This is a genomic window from Chitinophaga sp. Ak27 (assembly GCF_012726295.1).
Taxonomy (GTDB): Bacteria; Bacteroidota; Bacteroidia; order Chitinophagales; family Chitinophagaceae; genus Chitinophaga.
Map to the genome: position 1 here is coordinate 1 of NZ_JABAOB010000006.1, position 19,778 is coordinate 19,778.

The following is a 19,778-nucleotide window of genomic DNA, read 5'->3' on the forward strand; positions in this document are numbered from 1 at the left end:
TTAGGCGTATATTGTTTAAATACCTGTTTAGTCTTAGTTTTGGCCATAGTAATTTCAATGTGGTAATTAAAATTACTAATCGGCCCTTTCTCTGCAAAGAAAAGGGCCGACCTTTTTGGTCAGCCCCACTTTCTATAGATAGCGTATCGAACCTTTTTTGTTAAGCGGTGTTATCCGGAGTAAGGCTGTTGCTGTTCATTATCGAAAACCTTATAACTCCCCTGCATGCATAAACGATTTTTACGCGTTGCCACCTTACTTGTATGCTGTCTGATTGCATGTCCTGCTTCTGCCGCACTTTCGTTGCCGGCCATACGCGATAGTACGGCGAAGGATACTGCCCGCCTGCTTCCGGGATTTATAAAGAAAATTTCATTTGGAGGCGTCTTCCAGGCCCGTTATACCGGCTCCCTGGTAAAAGATGTGGATGTAAATGGGGTACATCAGCCGGATGCAGAAGAAGTGGTACGGAATAGTTTCAGTATCAAACGGGCCCGCTTACAGGCCAAGGCGCAGGTAAGCGATCGCTTCACTGCGGCAGTATTGATTAATCTCGCGGAGTTTTCCGGCGACACTAAAGGGAAGGTGCTGGAAAACGCCTACGTATCTTACCGATGGAATGATGCCCTCAACTTCACTATCGGGCAATTCAGGCCCTCTTTTGGCCTGGAGGACCTATACCCAGTAGATATTATACAGTCGATGGATTTCTCTAACCAGTACTATGCCTTTGGCAGCAACGGCTGGCAGAGTTTCCAGATAGGCGTATCCATGTTTGGCGCCTTCAATAAAGACAGCAAAGTGCCTATGAAATATGCTCTCTCTGTAGTGAATGGTAATAACCGCAACCAGGTATCGGACAATGATAATGGTAAGTTGGGAACTGCCCGGTTGGAGCTGGGCGATATGAATAAGCTGTCGCTGGGCCTCAACGGCGGCTTTGGCGCCGTAAAGCGGCAAAGCGTATATGCATTAGGCGTGGATGTTAGCGGCGTAATCCCACTGGCGCCAAAATGGGATCTGCAATTGCAGTCGGAATATAAGCAGGGCAATAACCATCAGCACTATTATGCTCTGCCGGATAGTTTGCGTAAAGAACCGGTTAGCCGGTATATTATGAACGGCGTGTATATTCTTCCCAATTTCCGCTACAAGATTAACTTCCATAAGCTCACGTCTATCGAAGTATCAATGCGTTATGAATATTTTAAAGACGACCAAAAGCACGATGGTACCGTGCGGCAATCGTATATTCCTATGGTGAGCCTGGCCTTCCTGAAAGATTATGGCGGCCGTATCCAGTTAGGAATGCAGATAGATCAATATAACCGCGATATACCAGGTACCAAAACACATAACAGTAACCTGTTGATAGCACAGGTCCAATGCAGATTTTAAAGCCCGTTATTATGAAAGAAATCAAGTATCCGCAATTGTTGATTACATTGGCATTTGGCCTGATCGTCTGGTTTATTCCTGCGCCGGCGGGCGTAAAGGAAGAGGCCTGGCACCTGTTGGCTATTTTCCTGGCGACCATTGTCGGTATTATTATGAAAGCGGCCAGCATGGGCACTATGTCTATGATCGCTATTACGCTGGTTGCGGTTACCGGCGTGCTGGCGCCGGGAAACCCTTCTAAATCCATTACACTGGCGCTGAGCAGCTTTGGAGATAAAGTAATATGGCTGATAGGCATTTCCTTTTTCATTGCCCGTGGATTCATAAAAACCGGCCTGGGGAAACGGATAGCCTACCTGTTTATTCGTGTATTTGGTCGCAGCTCATTGGGCCTGGCTTATGGGCTGGGGTTGGCCGACCTGGTGCTGGCGCCGGCAGTGCCCAGCAACACCGCCAGGGGAGGAGGAATTATTTATCCTATTATGAAGTCGATGGCCATGAACTTTGGTTCTGTTCCGGAAGATCCTGCCACCCATCGTAAGCTGGGCGCCTATCTCACATTGAACAGTTACAATATGAACCTCATCACTTCGTCCCTGTTTTTAACCGGTACCGCCAGCAACCCGATGTGTCAGAAGTTTGCCAAAAATATGGGCATCGATATTACCTGGATGTCCTGGTTTACAGCGGCCATAGTGCCCGCATTGCTCTCTGTTATTGCCGTTCCCTGGATACTGTATAAAATATATCCACCCGAGATCAAATCTACCGGCGATGCACCGGCGATGGCAGCAGAGAAGCTTAAAGAGATGGGACCCGTTCACCGGAATGAGTGGCTGATGTTATTGGCCTTTGTGATCCTGTTATTCTTGTGGATTACCGGTGATTTGTTTGGTATTGATGCTACTACTACAGCATTGATAGGGCTCATATTCCTGTTGATATCACAGGTACTCACCTGGGAAGATGTAAAGTCGGAAAAAGGCGCCTGGGATACGATCGTATGGTTTTCTGCCCTGGTAATGATGGCGAGTTTCCTGAATACCCTGGGCTTTATTCCCTGGTTCAGCGACCTGATTAAACAGCAGGTGGGGGGCTTGCAATGGACGGTAGCTTTTCCGATAATTGTGCTGGTATATTTTTATAGTCATTACATTTTTGCGAGCGCTACTGCCCATGTGGCGGCCATGTATTCCGCCTTTTTAGGCGTGGGTATTTCCGTAGGCATTCCGGGTACTTTGCTGGCGTTGGTGTTGGGTTTTTGCGGTGGCATTTTCGGAACGCTCACGCATTATGGACATGGTCCTGCGCCAGTATTTTTCGGAAGTACCTATGTAGATCTGAAAGACTGGTGGAAATGTGGGTTTATACTGAGTATTGCACTGATTATCATCTGGATGGGCGTTGGTGGCGGCTGGTGGAAGGTAATCGGTATCTGGTAAACATTGGGTAAAAAAGATATTATGGGTCAATGGAAGCAACAAACTTTATCCAGGAAAAACTGGATGGCTTTTACAGGGCTGTTTCTCTGCCTTTACCTGGTGATACACCTGGCGGGCAACCTGCAATTATTTTTGCCGGCAGAACGGGCACACCGGCAGTTTAACCTCTATTCGCATATCCTGTCGGGTAACCTTATCATTAAGGCAATTTCCTATATCCTTTTTGCCTGTATCATTGGTCACGTGGTGTACGCCATTATCATTACAGTGGCCAATAACCGGGCAAGAAAGATCAGGTATCATTACGACCGAAGGGGAGCTGCCAGTAAGTGGTATAGCCGCAATATGGGCTTATTGGGGACCATTATTTTTATTTTCCTGGTGATACACCTGCGTGATTTCTGGTATGTCTACAAATTTGGGCGTTTGCCAATGGACGCGGATGGGCACAAAGATCTCTACCTATTAGTGGTAAGCGTTTACGGCGAGTTGTGGTATGTGATACTGTATGTGATTTGTATGGTCGCACTCTGCTATCACCTGCTGCATGGATTTTTTAGTGCCGCGAGGACATTGGGATTATATCATCCACGTTATACACACGCGGTCAGGGTTTTTGGTTGGGTATTCAGCATAGTTATCTGTAGCGGATTTGCTGCGATACCATTGTATGTTTATTGCTTAAAATAGTTGATTATGCTGGATGCAAAAATACCTGCGGGACCACTGGAAGAGAAGTGGAACTATTACAAAACTCATGCAAAGCTGGTAAATCCCGCCAACAGGAGAAAACTGGATGTGATTGTGGTTGGAGCAGGGCTGGCGGGCAGTTCTATTGCAGCTTCGCTTGGAGAAATGGGATATAATGTAAAATGTTTCTGTTTCCAGGATACGCCCCGCCGTGCCCACTCCGTGGCAGCACAGGGAGGTGTGAATGCCTGCAAGAACTATAAGAATGACGGCGACAGTGTATACCGAATGTTTTACGATACGATTAAAGGCGGTGACTTTCGTGCGAGGGAGGGAAATGTATACCGGTTGGCAGCGTGCAGTGCCAGCCTGATTGATCAGGCGGTGGCGCAGGGCGTGCCTTTTGGACGGGAATACGGCGGATACCTGAACAACCGTTCCTTTGGCGGGGTGCAGGTATCCCGTACTTTTTATGCGAGAGGTCAAACCGGGCAACAGTTATTGCAGGGTGCTTACCAGGCGCTGATGCGGCAGGTGGGGGCTGGTAATGTCCAATTGTTTGCCCGGCATGAAATGCTGGACCTGGTAGTGATAGAAAAAAAGGCGAGAGGGATTATTGTACGCAACATGGATACAGGCGCGCTAGAACGTCATGGGGCGCATGCTGTAGTGCTGGCAACCGGCGGATTTGGTAAAATATACTACCTGTCTACCCTGGCGATGGGGTGCAATGGTTCGGCCATCTGGAGGGCACACAAACGAGGCGCTTTTATGGCCAATCCCAGCTGGACACAGATACATCCTACCAGTTTGCCACAATCAGGGGAGTACCAGTCTAAGCTTACATTGATGTCGGAATCGCTGCGTAATGATGGCCGTATTTGGGTGCCGGTAAATAAAGACGAACAACGAGAGCCTAACCAGATTCCCGAAGAAGAGAGGGATTACTATCTGGAACGGAGATATCCCGCATTCGGTAATTTATCGCCCCGTGATATTGCATCAAGAGCAGCCAAAGAACGTATTGATGCAGGTTTTGGAATAGGCCCGCTGAAGAACGCCGTATACCTGGATTTTTCCAGAGCGATAAAAGACCAGGGGGAAGATAAGATCCGGAAGAAGTATGGCAACCTGTTTCGCATGTACGAAAAAATTACCGGGGTAAATGCTTACCTGGAGCCTATGAGAATTTCACCTGCCGCCCATTTTTCTATGGGAGGCCTATGGGTGGATTATGAACTAATGACTACCATCCCTGGTTTGTTTGCTTTGGGAGAAGCTAACTTCGCAGATCATGGGGCTAACCGCTTAGGGGCTAATTCTCTCCTGCAAGCGAGTATCGATGGTTATTTTATAGCGCCTTATACCATGGCCAATTATCTGGCAGATGAAATAAAAGCGGGCCCAATAGATGTACGCCATGCAGCCTTTGCTGCCGCAGAAGAAAATGTACAGCAGCAATTACATCTCTTGATGGGCATACAGGGCAATTTAAGTGCAGATCATTTTCATAAAGCACTGGGTAAAATATTGTACGATAAGTGTGGGTTAAGTCGATCGAAAGACGGACTGGAAAAGGCTATTAGCGATATTGTTGCCTTGCGGGAGGAATTCTGGCAACGATTATATGTGCCGGGGGGATACGCTATCAACAGCGAATTGGAAAAAGCAGGAAGAGTAGCAGATTACCTGGAGCTAGGAGAATTGATGTGTTATGATGCCCTTACCCGTAACGAATCCTGCGGTGCGCATTTCCGCACAGAATATCAAACGCCGGAAGGAGAGGCGATGCGTAACGACCAGGACTTTTCGTTTATTTCAGCGTGGGAATGGACTGGAGCGGGCAAATCGCCACTGTTGCACAAAGAGCCTTTGCATTTCGAATTTGTTACGCCTACAGTGAGAAGCTATAAATAAAAAAATAACGGCTATGCGTATACGATTAAAAATATGGCGCCAGGAAAATGAGCATGAACCTGGGAAAATGATGAGTTACACACTGGAAGATATCAACCCGCATATGTCTTTCCTGGAAATGCTGGATACCCTGAATGAGCAGCTGTTGAAAGATGGCACCCGCCCGGTAGAATTTGATCACGATTGCCGGGAAGGAATATGCGGACAATGCGGGATAATGATCAATGGCCGGGCACATGGCCCCTTAAAAAATACGACTACCTGCCAGTTGCATATGCGTACTTTTACGGATAATGAAGAGATCATTATAGAGCCGTTTCGCGCAAGTGCTTTTCCGGTAAAATGTGATTTAAAAATAGATCGTTCTGCATTTGACAGGGTCATACAATCCGGCGGATTTATTGCAGTGAACACAGGACAGGCGCCGGAAGCCAATAGCATTCCTATTGGTTCGCCTGAGGTAGAAGCTGCTTTTGATGCTGCAGCTTGTATTGGTTGCGGCGCCTGTGTGGCAGTGTGTAAAAATTCCAGCGCAGCATTGTTTACCAGTGCAAAAATAGCGCACCTGGCATTGCTGCCCCAGGGGCAGATAGAAGCACAAACACGGGTAAGAAATATGGTAAACCAGATGGACAAGGAAGGCTTTGGCCACTGCAGTAATACGGAAGCCTGTGAGGTCGAATGCCCGCAACAAATTTCTGTATTGCATATTGCCCGGATGAACTATGAATACAACAAAGCACAGATACTGAAAAAATAGCGCACTCCTTTCCTATAAGCATATACGTAGTACTACCTATTTTGTAAGATATTTTCCTGCATCGATGTTTATTTAAAAAATAGGTTGTAAATTTGCATCCGTTTGAATACCGAATATATGCTGTTGCTATCCGAGTTGCAATCGCAATAGTGTTAACCCCGGTGAATTTTTAGTAAAAAGGGTTTGTGACCGACCCCCCAAAAAAGAAAATAACAAGATGACACATTGTAAAATGTTTGTGGTAGCCCTGCTGCTTATGGTAGCTATGGTGGCTTGTAACCTCAATCCCAAAGAAAACACAAAAGAAGTAGTTACCGTAGAAGGACAAGCAGGTAATTTCCTGATTATCAAAGGACATGGTTTTAGTGAAAACAGAAACCAGAATAAGGTGGTTTTTGGCAACGTAACCGCGAAGGTGCTGAGTGCCAATGCCAATAGCCTGGTGGTACAGGTGCCAGTACAATCTGCTGCTACAGTGCCTGTAATGGTTACAGTTGGAGATAATGTATCCAACGCGATGTTGTTTGCCTACCATGGCAAACTGGTAGCTTCTAAATTTTAAAAACAATTAAATTAAAAGCAGTGGGTGGAGGTCTTTTCAGATCATCTACCCATTGCCTTTTAAGTGCGTTTTTTTTGCTACACTTGCAGTATGTACAGCACTTTCCAGCCACATCCTTTATTGACTGCTTATGTGGATGCATACTGGGTAAGCAGGGCTACGCAATTTTCGCAACAGCGAATTTTGCCGGATACCTGTGCTGATATCATTTTTAATATCAGTGACCAGCCGGTTACTGCTGGTAATAATGCTATATGGATAGCGCCGAATACGGCATTCGTAGTAGGTACGATGACCGCTTTTCGTGATATTGCCAGGCAAGGGAATACTAGTATGTTAGGAATCCGTTTTAAACCCGGAGGACTTCATGCATTTACGGCACTGCCATTGCAGCTGGCCACCGACGAGCATCTTCTGCTCACCGATATTACCCACGACTGGCATACCATGCTGGAGCCTTTGTTGGAAAAAACGCCATCGCTTTCGGAAAAAGTTAACTGCCTGGAGAATTTCTTATTGCAGCGACTGCCTGCGAATAATATTGTTGCAAATAAAATCCAGGAAAGCATTCACCATATCCGTCAGTCGAACGGTAATATAGCACCTGCAATGCTGGCAGGTAAAGCGTTTATGAGTCCCCGTACTTTTGAAAGGAATTTTTTGCAGATGGTAGGTGTATCTCCTAAAACGTTTTCGCGAATCGTACGGTTTGTGAGCATCCGTCGTGCGTTGAAAAAGGAAAGGACGTCTACTTTATTATCGCTGGCGTTGGAGCATGGTTTTTATGATCATGCGCACTTCACCCGTGAATTTAAATTATTGGGCGGCGATAATCCCAGCTGCTGGCGGTAATATGCTTACCTCCTGGAATTTAATTTACTATTCAATTCAGCTGTTATGCGACAGAAATTAACATTAATCACGCTGGGAGTGCAGGACCTTTCACGTGCAATACGGTTTTATGAACAGGGGTTGGGGTGGAAAAAATCACCTGCCAGCGAAGGGGAGATTGCGTTCTTCCCATTGGGAGGTATGGTGCTGGCGCTTTATTCCAGGGAACGCCTGGCAGAAGATGTGGGCATTCCTGCCAGAGGCAGCGGCTTTGGAGGGCTTACACTATCTTACAATGCCATCGACCGCGCTGAAGTAGATGCGGTGTTGGAACAGGCGCGCAGCGCGGGTGCGCAGATTGCGAAGCCGGCGCAGGAAGTGTTCTGGGGCGGCTATAGTGGCTACTTTCGCGATCCGGATGGCCACCTGGTGGAGGTAGCGCATAATCCTTTCTGGGAATTGAATGAACAGGGCGATATAGTACTGCCATTGTAAGATAGTGCCAAAGAAAAGCCTGACTAACGTATACGGAGGTACGATGAGCCAGGCTTTTAAATTCAGTGAAGACAGTTATTTATCCTGCATGCCAAACATCACTATAATTTTCCCGTCTTTATACAGGTTCAGCGTTTGATCGGCTACATCATAGCGATAAGAAGTTTCACTGAGTAATTTCAGAAAATCTGCTTCCCGGCGCATCACGGCAGGGTCGGGGCAAGCCATGCGGGTGCTGACAGCCTGTGCGAACTTAATCTGGTCGCCAGTAGCGTTATACCCTCCGGAAATACTATTACATCCGCCTTTGCCATGAAAGCGATTTTTTTCTGTATCAAATTCAATCCAAATCCCGGAATCAGTCAGCGTGGCATCATTGAGCTTAATGACATTCCATTTTTTGCTGCCGATAAACGACCACGGGTTAGGATTTGCGGCACCGGCGGATTTATCTTCCATGGCAAATTGCATAATGAGATGATCGTTTTCAAAAAGGTTAATGGTACCATCTGTAAGGGTGTATTTGAATGTATGGCCACCGAGTGTTTTCAGAAAATCTGCTTCCCGGCTCATTACGCCGGCATCGGGGCAAGCCATGAAAGTGCTTACCGCCTGTGTGAAAGTAATCGCATTGTTGGCGGTAGAATAGCCACCGGAAATGTTGTTACATCCTCCTTTACCATAGAAGCGGTTCCTGGCGGGGTCAAATTCCAGCCATATGCCGGAATTGCTGATACTGGCTTCGTTTAAACGCGTCATTACCCACTTTTTGCCGCTGATGCTGGCCCAGTCGGTGTTGCCATTGCTGACCTGCTCCTGCCCGGCATCTTTATCCTGCAATTTGAATTGCAATACAGGTTTACCATTTTGCAGGAGGTGCACTTGTTGACCAGTTACCTGGTATTTGAAGGTATGATCTCCCAATTGTTTGAGGAACGAACCTTCCCGGCGCATCAGGCTTGATTCACAGGCCATCAGGGTACCGGCAACTTTGGAAAAAGTGATGCTGTTGCCGGATGTAGAGAAGCCTCCCATGAGGTTATTGCAGCCACTTCTTCCATGGATACGTTGCTTGTCTGTATCAAATTCCACCCATATTGCCTCATCCGGCTGGTCGGCATTATCCATTTTTGACAAGATCCATTTCTTACCGGCAATGTTTGCCCACTGGCCGTTGGTAGTACTAACACGCACTCTTTTTTTCTCCAGCACTTTCACCAATGTGTATTTTACGTTGGGGGCGTCTGCTGGTGGATTTTTGACAGGAGTAACCCTTACCCTCAATTTGTATCGGTAGCCTGGCGTATATTTAAATCCGTTAATGTTCGTGTAAAAGTTAGACCAATCTGCGTTGGCGGATTCTTTTACTTGCAGGCATTCCATAGGAGCTACTCCGGTACAGGGTTCTTTAGATTCTTTTACATAGATAATCTGTGTTTTGGTGCTGGGTTGCTTTTGCTGTACCGGGGCCAGAATAGTAGTGGCGAACGTAATCGCTAGTTCAAATAGCATAAAATATAGATTTTAATAATTAACAACAAAAGGAGCCATCAGGTTTTGCCTTTTGTTAGATTGCGCTATATTTTGCAAAAACGCTGCCAGTCTGGCCGTTGGCCACCTCTTATTGGCTCAGGGAGCCATGGTGGGCTATTTGACTGGGCGTTCCCAGTAATTGTATAATAGATTCATAATACGTCGCCTTATCGGGAGCCGGTAAGCTGACAACGGTAACGTCATTTGCTTTCAGCAAATCCAGTTTATATTTTGAAGCTGGCACATAGTCGTTCGGGATATAGTAATAAATTTTATTAGGCACCGGTACATTCTTGTGATGGAACTTCTGCCTGGCCCGGTAAGTAAGCAGCCACCAGAGGTCAGTTTCCACAAAGTCGAGTGATAAGCCAAAAATGTGGATATCTTCCGTAAAGAACAGGTCTATCCAGGAATGGAAATATACCTGCCTGGTATGAATACGTTTGAGTAAAGAAGGCTTTGGAACTTCTTTAGACGTATATACAGTACCGCTGACTACGTAATTACGCATGAGCTGTAACTGGCCGCCATAGTGCTCGAAGCCTAGATTAATGCTCATAGGATTCAGGCAGTCGCCATGTATATGCCAGTAATTGATGTCGTTAACGCTATATTTTCTGAAAATGCTGTAAAACTTTTCATTGATAATACTGGTATTCTCTAACGGCGTAATTCCTTCCAGTGTAAATTCATAGTTGGTGGTGAGGATATGTGCAGGCTTTAGTGCCCGGATGGCGCTATGGATGCCGTTGCCCTTGATTTCCGCGGCCTTAATGGCGATAAAGGATTTCAGATCTTTTTCCCGTATCCGGTGGTTTTTACTGGCTGTCAGGAAAATTTCCTCATATAGTAGGGGAAAGGGTTTTTTCTCATCCAATACTACGGTATCATTGGCATGGCAGAAGGAGATGATATCTCCCAGCAGGTCCTTCCAGCTTTGTCCCCGGGAGATGTTGTTAATGTCGTTTCCGATTAATAAAACAAGGTTTTTCATAGTAGATGCATTCTTTTTAGGGTGGTTAAATCAGCAAAACAGGGTCGGTTCTTTTCAATTTTTCAATTGCAAACTATGGCCAGTAGCCGCAACTGATGGTGTTCCGGTACGTTCAGGGTATAAATATACCGACGTGCTACGCAATGTATATGTGATGTTACTTATCCGGGGTGTTATCTTTCCAGGCCCACAGGTAGCGGCAGGCATGAGTGCGGTAGGGCGACCATTTCGCCGATATCCGGCGCAGCTGATCGCGAAAGGCTTTTTTATCGTCCCGGTCCAGCTTGTAAAGCTTTATCATGGCCTGTTGCAGTCCCCAGTCGTCCAGGGAAAATATATCGTCTCTGCCCAGGAAAAACATGAGCAGCATTTCTACTGTCCAGCGGCCTACTCCTTTGATTTGGGTAAGATACGTGATCACGTCCTCATCGCTCATTTTCCGGAGCTTCGCATCTGTTAATTTTTCAGCGATCACAAAAGCCGCTACATTATGTACGTAGGTTACTTTAGCATTGGATAGTCCTATACCCCGGAGGGTAAGTGCCGGCGTGTCGAGGATCTGCTGAGCGGTGGGTTCTTCACCCGCATAAAGATTTAAAAAGCGGGCGTAGATAACATCTGCTACCTTGGTAGATAGCTGCTGGCTCATAATGGAGCCAATCAGTTTGAGCGCAATGTTTTTTCGTATAGGTAAGGTTGACAGAGGACCGGTAATAATCTTTTGCAGTTTCTTATCCTTACTGAGATGTACCTGGTAATGAACCGGCTCGGCTGCCGGAGTGCCGTTTGACCTGGGCATAAAACTGTGTTTTAGTTGATACGTCCTAACATCCACAACTCCGGCGCATCGGCCGGGTTATCAATAACTGAAAGGCTGTGTATAGATAACCTGGAGCAGGGTTTGACCCACTGCTTTCAGTGTTTTGCGGTCTATCACATCCATATTATCATTCTGTGTGTGCCAGTGTGGCGCAAAGTCGTTATTGGCCTGTAATGCAATGATATCGAATGTAGGAATGTTAGCAATCGTATTAACCGCGATGTGATCGTCGGTAATGAAAGCCCCGTTATTTTCGTAGCGGAACATATCAGAGTAGCCCAACTTGTTAGCCACATCCCAGAACATTTTCATTTGTGCAGGGGCATATTGTTTGGAAGAACCTTCCATGTAGAACTGCGAATTGCGACCGCCTACCATGTCGAGCAAAATGCCGTAGTTAGCTTTGTAGCCAGGTATGTGGGGATTGTGCGCCCAGTATTGGGTACCCAGGCAAAAGGAATTTTCATCGCTCTTCGCGCCATAATCTTCCACATCTACCAGCAGGATATCTACACCTGCTTCTGGTTTCTGCTGCCGCATTTGCCGGGCTACTTCCATCAAAACTGCTACGCCGCTGGCGCCATCATCGGCTCCATCCAGCTTTTTGGTTTTATCGAAAGCATCTTCATCAGCCCAGGGACGGGTATCCCAGTGTGCCAGCAACAGGATACGTTGTTTGGCAGCAGGATTGAAGCTGGCAACAATATTAATACAGGGAAGTTTTTCTTTTTTGGGGCCAATAACCGTGGTACGCTGTACGTATACGGTATCTGCCCAGGGGCGTAGGCTGCTGATCAGCCAACTGGCACATTTCTCCTGTGCTGGTGTATTGGGGATTCTTGGCCCGAAGCTTACCTGTTTGGCAGTATAAGCATAGGCAGAATCGGCCTGGAAGACTGGCACCGGCACATCTATTTTGGCTACTTTGCCGGCGCCGGTGCTGTCGTTGTTGTTATCAGTAGTCTGGCTATTCTGCTGGCAAGCGCTGGCCGTTATGGCCAGCGCTGTCAGTGCAATAAGAGCTTTACGCATTATTTCAGGTGTATTTTTAATATTATTGAAGACTGTAGGAAACGGTACCGTCTTTCTCATCTTTCAACTGTACGCCGATGGCCAGCAGCTCATTCCGGATTTTGTCGGAAGTTGCGTAGTCCTTGCGGCTCTTGGCTTCTTTGCGCATCTCGATCAGCATCTGTAATACTCCATCCAGTTTATTGTCTTCTCCGGTAATCGTTTCCTGGCGTATACCCAGGATATTTACCAGGTAAGTTTTCCAGGTTTCCTGCAACAGGCGGAAAGTAGTTTCGCTGATTTCGTGCATTTTTATCTGTCCACCTTTCAGGGAGTTCACTACCGAAGTTGTTTCAAATAGGTTGGCCAATACTTTTGCTGTATTGAAGTCATCGTTCATGAATTCGGCGCATTCCAGGCACCATTGGCGTACCTGCTTGTCCAGTTCTTCATTGAGCGGTTGACCGGCAGTTGCGTTGTAGGAAAGCTTCTGCAAGGTTTCATAGGCTGCCCATAAGCGCTGTAAGCCCTTTTCGGCGGCCTGCAGGGCTTCATTGGAGAAATCCAGTGTACTGCGGTAATGCGTTTGCAACACAAAGAAGCGGATGGTCATGGGGCTATATGCCTTCTCCAGCTGGGGGTTATCGCCGGTAAACATCTCCGTAAGCTTAATGGTATTGCCATAAGCTTTACCCATTTTACGGCCGTTGATGGTAATCATGTTATTGTGCATCCAGTAGCGGGCCATCATATCGCCATGTGCAATTTCGCTTTGTGCAATCTCACATTCATGGTGTGGGAACTGAAGGTCCATTCCGCCGCCGTGGATATCGAACTGGTTACCCAGATATTTGGAACTCATGGCAGAGCACTCAATGTGCCATCCGGGGAAACCCTCGCCCCAGGGGCTTGGCCAGCGCATAATATGTTCGGGCGGGGCTTTTTTCCACAAAGCGAAATCGGCTTTGTTTTGCTTGTCGTCTTGGCCTTCCAGTTCCCTCGTGGTTTCCAGCATGTCTTCCAGTACGCGTCCGCTCAGGATACCATAATCATAACTGGCGGCATATTTTTTTACGTCGAAATATACGCTGCCATCTGCTTCATAAGCATAGCCTTTTTCCATGATCGTTTTAATCATTTCAATCTGCTCAATGATATGACCGGTAGCGGTAGGTTCTATGCTGGGTTCCAGGTTGCCGAATTGCAGCATGGCCCAGTGAAACAGGTTGGTATATTTCTGTACCAGTTCCATGGGCTCCAGCTTTTCCAGTGTGGCAAATTTGGAGATTTTGTCTTCTGCAGCGCGGCCTTCTTCTTCAAAGTGGCCGGCATCGGTAATGTTACGTACATAACGCACTTTGTAGCCCAGATGCTGTAAATAGCGGTATACCACATCAAAGGTAATATAGGGGCGGGCATGGCCCAGGTGCGATTCCCCGGATACGGTAGGTCCGCATACATACATGCCTACGTGACCGGGTGTTAATGATGTAAATACTTCTTTTTGACGGTGTAATGAATTATATATCCTTAGTTCTGACATATGCTGTAAATGACAGATGTCAACGGACTTAAACAGGCTGACATCTTATTTTTTATTGATGGATGGCAAAGATAAAAATTGTTTTCCGGGTATAGTAAAACTCGGGCAACAACATCGGTCAGCCATAAAAACATAATTCATTTTCATAATGTGTGTGATTATTTATTTACCTGGACTTCCGTTTTACCACTGCCGATTAAGCTCATATTGGCGATTACAGGATAATGGTCAGACAGGTCTGACGTGATTTTCCGGAAGCTATTCACTTTAAAATAGTTGCTTACAAAAACATAATCAATGCGTAATGTAGGTGCCAGCCCTGTAAAAGTACGTCCTATTCCCAAACCTTTTTGCAGAAAAGCATCCTGCAGGTCTCCTTTAATGGTAAAATAGGTGTATGAGGCGGGGGTATCATTGAAATCGCCACAAACAATCACCGGGTAGGGGCTCTGACGAATAAAACCTCCTACAATATCGGCCTGTTGACTGCGGCGGATATACGCCTCTCTCATTTTCTGGATGATATTTTTAGTGGCTTTCAGGCCGGTATCTTCCTGGTTCTTGATTTTCCTGATATCGGAGTAATCCCGTTCATTGAAGCGATAAGATTCCAGGTGCATGTTAATAATGCGGATAGTGTCGACTCCTTTTACAATGTCGGCATATATCAGGCTTTCGCTACGGGGGCCCATACTCATCTTCACCTTATCGGACGCGATGATCGGGAAGCGGGAATAAATAATAGATCCCCAGTGTTGCATGCCATTGCGGTTAAAATCGCTGGAAAAATAGCGATAAGGCAATGCCATTTCCCGCGAAATATCTTCCCGGTTATTGAAATCGTTCTTTCTTTCCGAGGTATAAAAGTCCTGAAAGCAGGCAATATCCAGCTCCTGTTTTTTGATCATGGCAAACATTGCCTGCCGGTTGTATTTACTGTCCTTCTCACGGTATAGGCCAAACTGGCTTACATTATAGCTCATCACGGTGAGGCTGCTGCTGTCGGCAACAGGCTTATTACCCGAAGGCATGTGAAAAGCCACAAAAGCGCTGATAGATTTCCACCCCAGCAACAGGGCGATCAGTGATAATAAGGCATAGCGATAATTAAAAAATAGCCATCCTAAAAGGAATATTACCAGCAATGCCAGCAGGAACGGGAACGCCAGTGTTAAAAAGCTGATAGGCCAGAACCATGCCGGTGAAATATAGGGCGCCAAACAAGCACCCAGGAAAAGTAATACTACGGCGAAGTTGATAGTCAGAAAAAATCCTTTCGTAAATAGTCTTAAAAATCGCACCGCGTCATACTTTGTTGAAGTACTAAAGTTAGTGTTTTTTCAACGACAGACAGGCCATAACCGGGAAATGCTCCGATGGTGTTACCGGGAAAACCTGTCCGCCATGGATTTCAAAGGAAGGCTGCGGTAAAATGTAGTCTATCCGCAGGGAAGGCGATAGGTAGGATAGGGTGCGCCCCCAGCCACTGCCTGTTGCCAGGAACACATCCTGTAAATGCCGGCCAACCGTTTTATAGGTAAATGATGCCGGCGTATCGTTGAAATCGCCGCAAACAATGGTGGGATATGGACTGGTGGCCACAAGACCTGCTAATTGAACAGCCTGGGCAGCTCTTTTTTCAACCGCATGCCGCATTTTATACAACAGGCCTTTCCCCGGCAGGGTTTTCATTTGTTGATAATCCTCACTGTTGAACATATACGACGTTAACTGTACCGAAAACACCCGGACAGTGTCGCCCGCTATCGCTACATCGGCCTGTAGAAAAGTACTGCCGCTGCCCGCTTTGCTTTCTCCACAGGGGATGCTGGTAGCCGCTATAATCGGGTAACGGGAAAACAATACAATGCCATAATGCCAGGTATTCCAGTGTATCTTATCCTGTGTAAAGAAGTGATGGGAATAACGACCGCTCAAACGGATATTTTCCAGATGCTGTCCCTTTTCCCGCTCGTCGTTTGTATAAAACTCCTGTATGCAAAGCATATCCGGACTGGCCTTTTCCAATACGTCATAAATAGCCCTGGTTCTGGCGGTATCGGTTTGGTATGCGTGGAGTCCCATACTGCTGCAGTTATACGTCATCAGTGTAAATTGACCACTGGTAGGTTTCGCCGTCCGCGGGAACACATGCAGGCCCCAGGTATCCAGTGCGGCTGGTATGCCACACAATACAGCGATCACATTTGCCATCAGGTACTTTTTGTTTTTATACCACCAACAGAGGGGGATAAAGAATATGCAGGCGAGAAAAAGAAACGGAAAGAACAGGCCCGCAAAGCCAACTATCCAGCATTTACCGGGGTTGAGGTAAGGAAGCCAGGTACTTAATAAAAGGGCTGTTGTCAGCAACAGGTTCAGCCACTGTAAACAGCGTTTAAATATGATGATGAGCATAGGGGAACAAGCAATTTATGGTGATATTGGCTAAAATACAACATAAAAAAGGAGACACAAATGATGTATCTCCTTAAAAAATTTTTCAGCTCTTAACTACTCAGTACGGCTGGCTCTCAGCAAGGTTTCCCTTTCTTCAGGAGATAGGGATGCCAGTCCGTTTTCGTTTATTTTATCAAGAATTTCATTCAGCTTTTGTTCCGGTACTTTGCCAATGCGTCTAAAGGGTTGTTCTGCTTCAGTTACGGTGATCTTTTTTTTGAGATCGTCGGGGTTTATCTGTTGGGAGGCAGGATGAAATACATGTGTGAGTTTAAAGGTGAGCCTGTTGAAGCCGGCGCCCCAGTCGCTTCCCTTTTTCCACTGCCACATATATAACCAGCCGGCAAATCCTCCGCCTGCCAATACAGGAAGGTAAGTATAACCATAGGAAGATGTCATTAATAAGGTGCTAATGGAAAGCGAAATAAAGAGCAGCGTTACTATCCACAGGGAAATACCTCCTCCCAGCAATGGGAATATCCGGTAGCGGGGCGCAATGGTGGTAACACCAATAGCAATAGCCATAATGCTGCCGGAAGCGCCCAGGAAGTATTCATTACCAGCCAGTGTGTGAAAAGAAGGGATCAGCTGCATAGCTGCCACATAAAAGAGGTTGCCGCAAATGCCTCCAAAGAGATATAAGGGCAATATCCGCTGGTAGCCTGCCAGGTGCTGCATAAATGTGCCGAAACACCACAGCCACACCATATTGGTAAATACCTGCCAAACACCGATATGTGTAAACAGCGAAGTAACCAGTGTCCACGGACGTGTTAATAATTTAGCCGGATTGCCGGGAAGCCTCAACCAGGTCATAATATCCTGGTGAAATCTGGGTTCGCCCACATCTTCCATCTTATAGATAACCAGGGTAAAAAGCAGAAAAATAAAGATGGTAAGATTAGCCACCAATAATTGTGTTACCATATTTCTTCCTTCTCCTAAAGAGAGGCGGGGTAATTTCTCCTTTTCCAACGCATGCATGGTACAAATATTTTTCAGTACAAATTTACGGCTTTAATACAGTTGTATTAATAAAAATCTGAGCGCCTTTTAGACCAGCCCCGCAGTAGGAGGTAGGCAAAAAGTGCTCCGCCGAGATGCGCAAAATGCGCCACATTATCGCCGGCGGAATTCTGAATACCAGACCACAATTCGGCCAGTATCATAAACCCTACTATATATTTCGCTTTAACCGGAAACATGAAGTAGATGTACATATACGTATTGGGAAACAGGTAGCCGAATGCGAACAGGATACCATATACAGCCCCGGAGGCACCCAGCGTAGCACCGCTACGGTACATGTGCACATAATCCCTGACATATAGGCGGGCAATATCAACAGCCTGCGGATCGTGGTTGGCCAGGGCGGTTTTCAGACTTTCCATACTGTCTGTACCATTACCCAGGTCGAATTTGCTATCCAGCAAGGCAAAATTGCTAAAGGACGGGTCGTTAAGGAAATTATTGGCATAATGGGTCAGGTTCATATTTTCGTATGTAAGAACCCCCATATGACATAAAGCCGCTCCCAGCCCGCACACCATGTAGAAAATCAGGAACCGCTTTGGCCCCCAGAGGTTTTCCAGCGTGGCCCCGAACATCCACAACGTAAACATATTAAAGAGCACATGCGTAATGCTTTTCGGATCGTGCAGGAAAAGGTGAGTGATGAACTGATGTGGTCTGAATAGTTCAGAGCCCCAGTAATGCAGGGCAAACAAACGACTCAAATCGTAACCGTATCTGTTCAGCAGCGTAATCTGCACTAACCAAACCAGGCCATTAATGATCATCAGGTTTTTGATCACCATTGGCAGGTATTGAAATTTTCCAGGCCTGTACTCGTTCATTGTAGCTTAGTTATTTACTCTTTTTTTCAACAACACCACATTTTCAATATGGTGTGTATGTGGAAACATATCTACCGGCTGTACCTTTTCCACTGTATAAAGTGCATCCAGCAATGCCAGGTCCCTGGCTTGTGTAGCGGGGTTACAGCTAACATATACAATTTTAGGTGCCGCAATTTCAAGCAGCTTATTAACCAGTTTTTCGTGCATTCCTGCCCGTGGAGGATCTGTAATGACGACATCCGGTTGTCCGTGATGCGCAAAAAAGGCATCATCACAAATATCCACTACATCGCCTGCAAAAAAAGTGGCGTTTGTAACATTATTCCGGGCAGCATTTTCCCGTGCATCATCTATTGCTTCCTTGATTAGCTCAATACCCACTACTTTGCCGGCATTGCGGGAAACAAAAATGCCAATGCTGCCGGTACCGCAATATAAATCGTATACAATTTCCGACCCGGTCAATCCAGCAAAATCCCGGGTAACCTTGTATAATACTTCTCCCTGGTAGGTATTGGTCTGGAAAAAAGATTTGGGCCCTATTTTAAACACAAAGTCTTCGAGTTTCTCTTCTGCATATCCTTTGCCAAAATAGGTTTTCGGTTCCAGGTCAAAAATAGAATCGTTTCCTTTCGGGTTAACGGTATACAGCACGGTGGTAATAGCCGGTACTGTTTTCAGCAAGTGATCCAGTAAAGCGATCCTGTTTTCTTTGTCTTCATGATGAATGACCAGGTTCACCATAATTTCCCCGGTGGTACACAGCCGGATAACCAGGTTGCGCAGCCAGCCCTGCTGGGCACGGATATCGTAAAATGTAAGTCCGTGCGCCACTGCATATTCCCGGATGGAATTGCGGATGAGATTAACAGGTTCCTGCATCAGGTAACAAGTATCTATATTCAATACCTTGTCGAAAAGTTTGGGTACATGGAAGCCCAGTGCCGGCCTCACAGGTATTTCACCATTCAGGGCTTTTACTTCCTCATTGGTAAGATAGGCCTTGTTGCTGAAGGTAAACTCCAGCTTGTTGCGGTAATGTTCGGTATGAACACTACCAAGAATAGGTTCCATCGGAGGTAATACCAGTTTGCCAATCCGTTGAAGGTGATCAGCTACCTGTTGTTGCTTATAGGCCAACTGCTGGGAATAGGGTAGCATTTGCCACTTACATCCGCCACAGGTGCCGAAATGCTGGCAAAATGGCGCCACTCTTTTATCGGAATAGCTATGAAAGTGGACCGCCTTTCCTTCTGCCCAGTCCTTTTTATTTTTACTCAGCTGCACATCCACCACGTCGCCGGGCACTACGCCGCCTTCAATAAAAATTACTTTCCCGTCATGCCGGGCCAGGGCTTTACCCTCTGCCGCATAGGCAGTAACGGGTACATTTTCTAAAACAACATTTTTTTTCCTCACGGCTGCAAAGGTAATTGGAAATGCTGAATCCAACATAGGAATTC

At 46.3% G+C, this 19,778-nt stretch carries 18 protein-coding genes; 8 read left to right on the top strand and 10 right to left on the bottom strand.

Annotated features, from left to right (window positions below; genetic code table 11):
• Window positions 1-225 precede the first annotated feature (225 nt).
• The 8 genes from HGH90_RS19645 (at window position 226) to HGH90_RS19680 (ending at window position 8,095) form a co-directional block, all read left to right on the top strand.
• On the top strand, window positions 226-1,398 hold the full coding sequence (locus HGH90_RS19645) for a porin (protein WP_168765056.1): 1,173 nt from the start codon (window positions 226-228) through the stop codon (window positions 1,396-1,398).
• A gap of 11 nt (window positions 1,399-1,409) precedes the next feature.
• The gene (locus HGH90_RS19650) at window positions 1,410-2,840 is read left to right on the top strand and encodes an anion permease (RefSeq protein ID WP_168765057.1); all 1,431 of its coding nucleotides are present in this window, start codon (window positions 1,410-1,412) and stop codon (window positions 2,838-2,840) included.
• A gap of 21 nt (window positions 2,841-2,861) precedes the next feature.
• On the top strand, window positions 2,862-3,530 hold the full coding sequence (locus HGH90_RS19655) for a succinate dehydrogenase cytochrome b subunit (protein WP_169191754.1): 669 nt from the start codon (window positions 2,862-2,864) through the stop codon (window positions 3,528-3,530).
• A 6-nt stretch (window positions 3,531-3,536) separates the two neighbouring features.
• Entirely contained in the window at window positions 3,537-5,447 is a 1,911-nt protein-coding gene (locus tag HGH90_RS19660; protein ID WP_211172660.1) for a fumarate reductase/succinate dehydrogenase flavoprotein subunit, read from the top strand.
• 13 nt (window positions 5,448-5,460) lie between these two features.
• Complete coding sequence (locus HGH90_RS19665; protein WP_169191755.1) at window positions 5,461-6,207, top strand: succinate dehydrogenase/fumarate reductase iron-sulfur subunit; 747 nt, start codon at window positions 5,461-5,463, stop codon at window positions 6,205-6,207.
• Between the two features lie 217 nt (window positions 6,208-6,424).
• On the top strand, window positions 6,425-6,769 hold the full coding sequence (locus tag HGH90_RS19670; RefSeq protein ID WP_168765060.1) for an IPT/TIG domain-containing protein: 345 nt from the start codon (window positions 6,425-6,427) through the stop codon (window positions 6,767-6,769).
• A 90-nt stretch (window positions 6,770-6,859) separates the two neighbouring features.
• Complete coding sequence (locus HGH90_RS19675; RefSeq protein WP_169191756.1) at window positions 6,860-7,621, top strand: helix-turn-helix domain-containing protein; 762 nt, start codon at window positions 6,860-6,862, stop codon at window positions 7,619-7,621.
• Between the two features lie 45 nt (window positions 7,622-7,666).
• Window positions 7,667-8,095 carry a VOC family protein gene (locus tag HGH90_RS19680; protein WP_168765062.1) on the top strand — a complete coding sequence of 143 codons (429 nt, stop codon included), beginning with the start codon at window positions 7,667-7,669 and terminating at the stop codon, window positions 8,093-8,095.
• A 75-nt stretch (window positions 8,096-8,170) separates the two neighbouring features.
• On the opposite strand, the gene HGH90_RS19685 is transcribed toward HGH90_RS19680, so the two are convergent.
• From HGH90_RS19685 to rlmD, 10 genes are all read right to left on the bottom strand, one after another.
• Window positions 8,171-9,607 carry an META domain-containing protein gene (locus tag HGH90_RS19685; protein ID WP_169191757.1) on the bottom strand — a complete coding sequence of 479 codons (1,437 nt, stop codon included), beginning with the start codon at window positions 9,605-9,607 and terminating at the stop codon, window positions 8,171-8,173.
• A gap of 109 nt (window positions 9,608-9,716) precedes the next feature.
• Window positions 9,717-10,622 carry a hypothetical protein gene (locus HGH90_RS19690; RefSeq protein ID WP_169191758.1) on the bottom strand — a complete coding sequence of 302 codons (906 nt, stop codon included), beginning with the start codon at window positions 10,620-10,622 and terminating at the stop codon, window positions 9,717-9,719.
• A gap of 157 nt (window positions 10,623-10,779) precedes the next feature.
• Window positions 10,780-11,421, bottom strand: coding sequence for a DNA-3-methyladenine glycosylase family protein (locus HGH90_RS19695; protein WP_168765065.1), 642 nt, complete (start codon window positions 11,419-11,421; stop codon window positions 10,780-10,782).
• A 60-nt stretch (window positions 11,422-11,481) separates the two neighbouring features.
• Window positions 11,482-12,474: a M28 family peptidase gene (locus HGH90_RS19700; RefSeq protein ID WP_211093006.1), complete on the bottom strand. Its 993-nt coding sequence runs from the start codon at window positions 12,472-12,474 to the stop codon at window positions 11,482-11,484.
• A gap of 22 nt (window positions 12,475-12,496) precedes the next feature.
• On the bottom strand, window positions 12,497-13,996 hold the full coding sequence (cysS, locus tag HGH90_RS19705; RefSeq protein WP_168765067.1) for a cysteine--tRNA ligase: 1,500 nt from the start codon (window positions 13,994-13,996) through the stop codon (window positions 12,497-12,499).
• A gap of 158 nt (window positions 13,997-14,154) precedes the next feature.
• The gene (locus HGH90_RS19710; protein ID WP_168765068.1) at window positions 14,155-15,297 is read right to left on the bottom strand and encodes an endonuclease/exonuclease/phosphatase family protein; all 1,143 of its coding nucleotides are present in this window, start codon (window positions 15,295-15,297) and stop codon (window positions 14,155-14,157) included.
• A 28-nt stretch (window positions 15,298-15,325) separates the two neighbouring features.
• Complete coding sequence (locus HGH90_RS19715) at window positions 15,326-16,414, bottom strand: endonuclease/exonuclease/phosphatase family protein (RefSeq protein WP_168765069.1); 1,089 nt, start codon at window positions 16,412-16,414, stop codon at window positions 15,326-15,328.
• A gap of 96 nt (window positions 16,415-16,510) precedes the next feature.
• On the bottom strand, window positions 16,511-17,440 hold the full coding sequence (locus HGH90_RS19720) for a rhomboid family intramembrane serine protease (protein WP_168765070.1): 930 nt from the start codon (window positions 17,438-17,440) through the stop codon (window positions 16,511-16,513).
• Window positions 17,441-17,487: 47 nt separating this feature from the next.
• The gene (locus HGH90_RS19725; RefSeq protein ID WP_168765071.1) at window positions 17,488-18,312 is read right to left on the bottom strand and encodes a rhomboid family intramembrane serine protease; all 825 of its coding nucleotides are present in this window, start codon (window positions 18,310-18,312) and stop codon (window positions 17,488-17,490) included.
• Between the two features lie 6 nt (window positions 18,313-18,318).
• A complete protein-coding gene (rlmD, locus tag HGH90_RS19730; RefSeq protein ID WP_169191759.1) occupies window positions 18,319-19,770 on the bottom strand; it encodes a 23S rRNA (uracil(1939)-C(5))-methyltransferase RlmD in 1,452 nt (483 codons plus the stop codon).
• Between the last annotated feature and the right edge of the window lie 8 nt (window positions 19,771-19,778).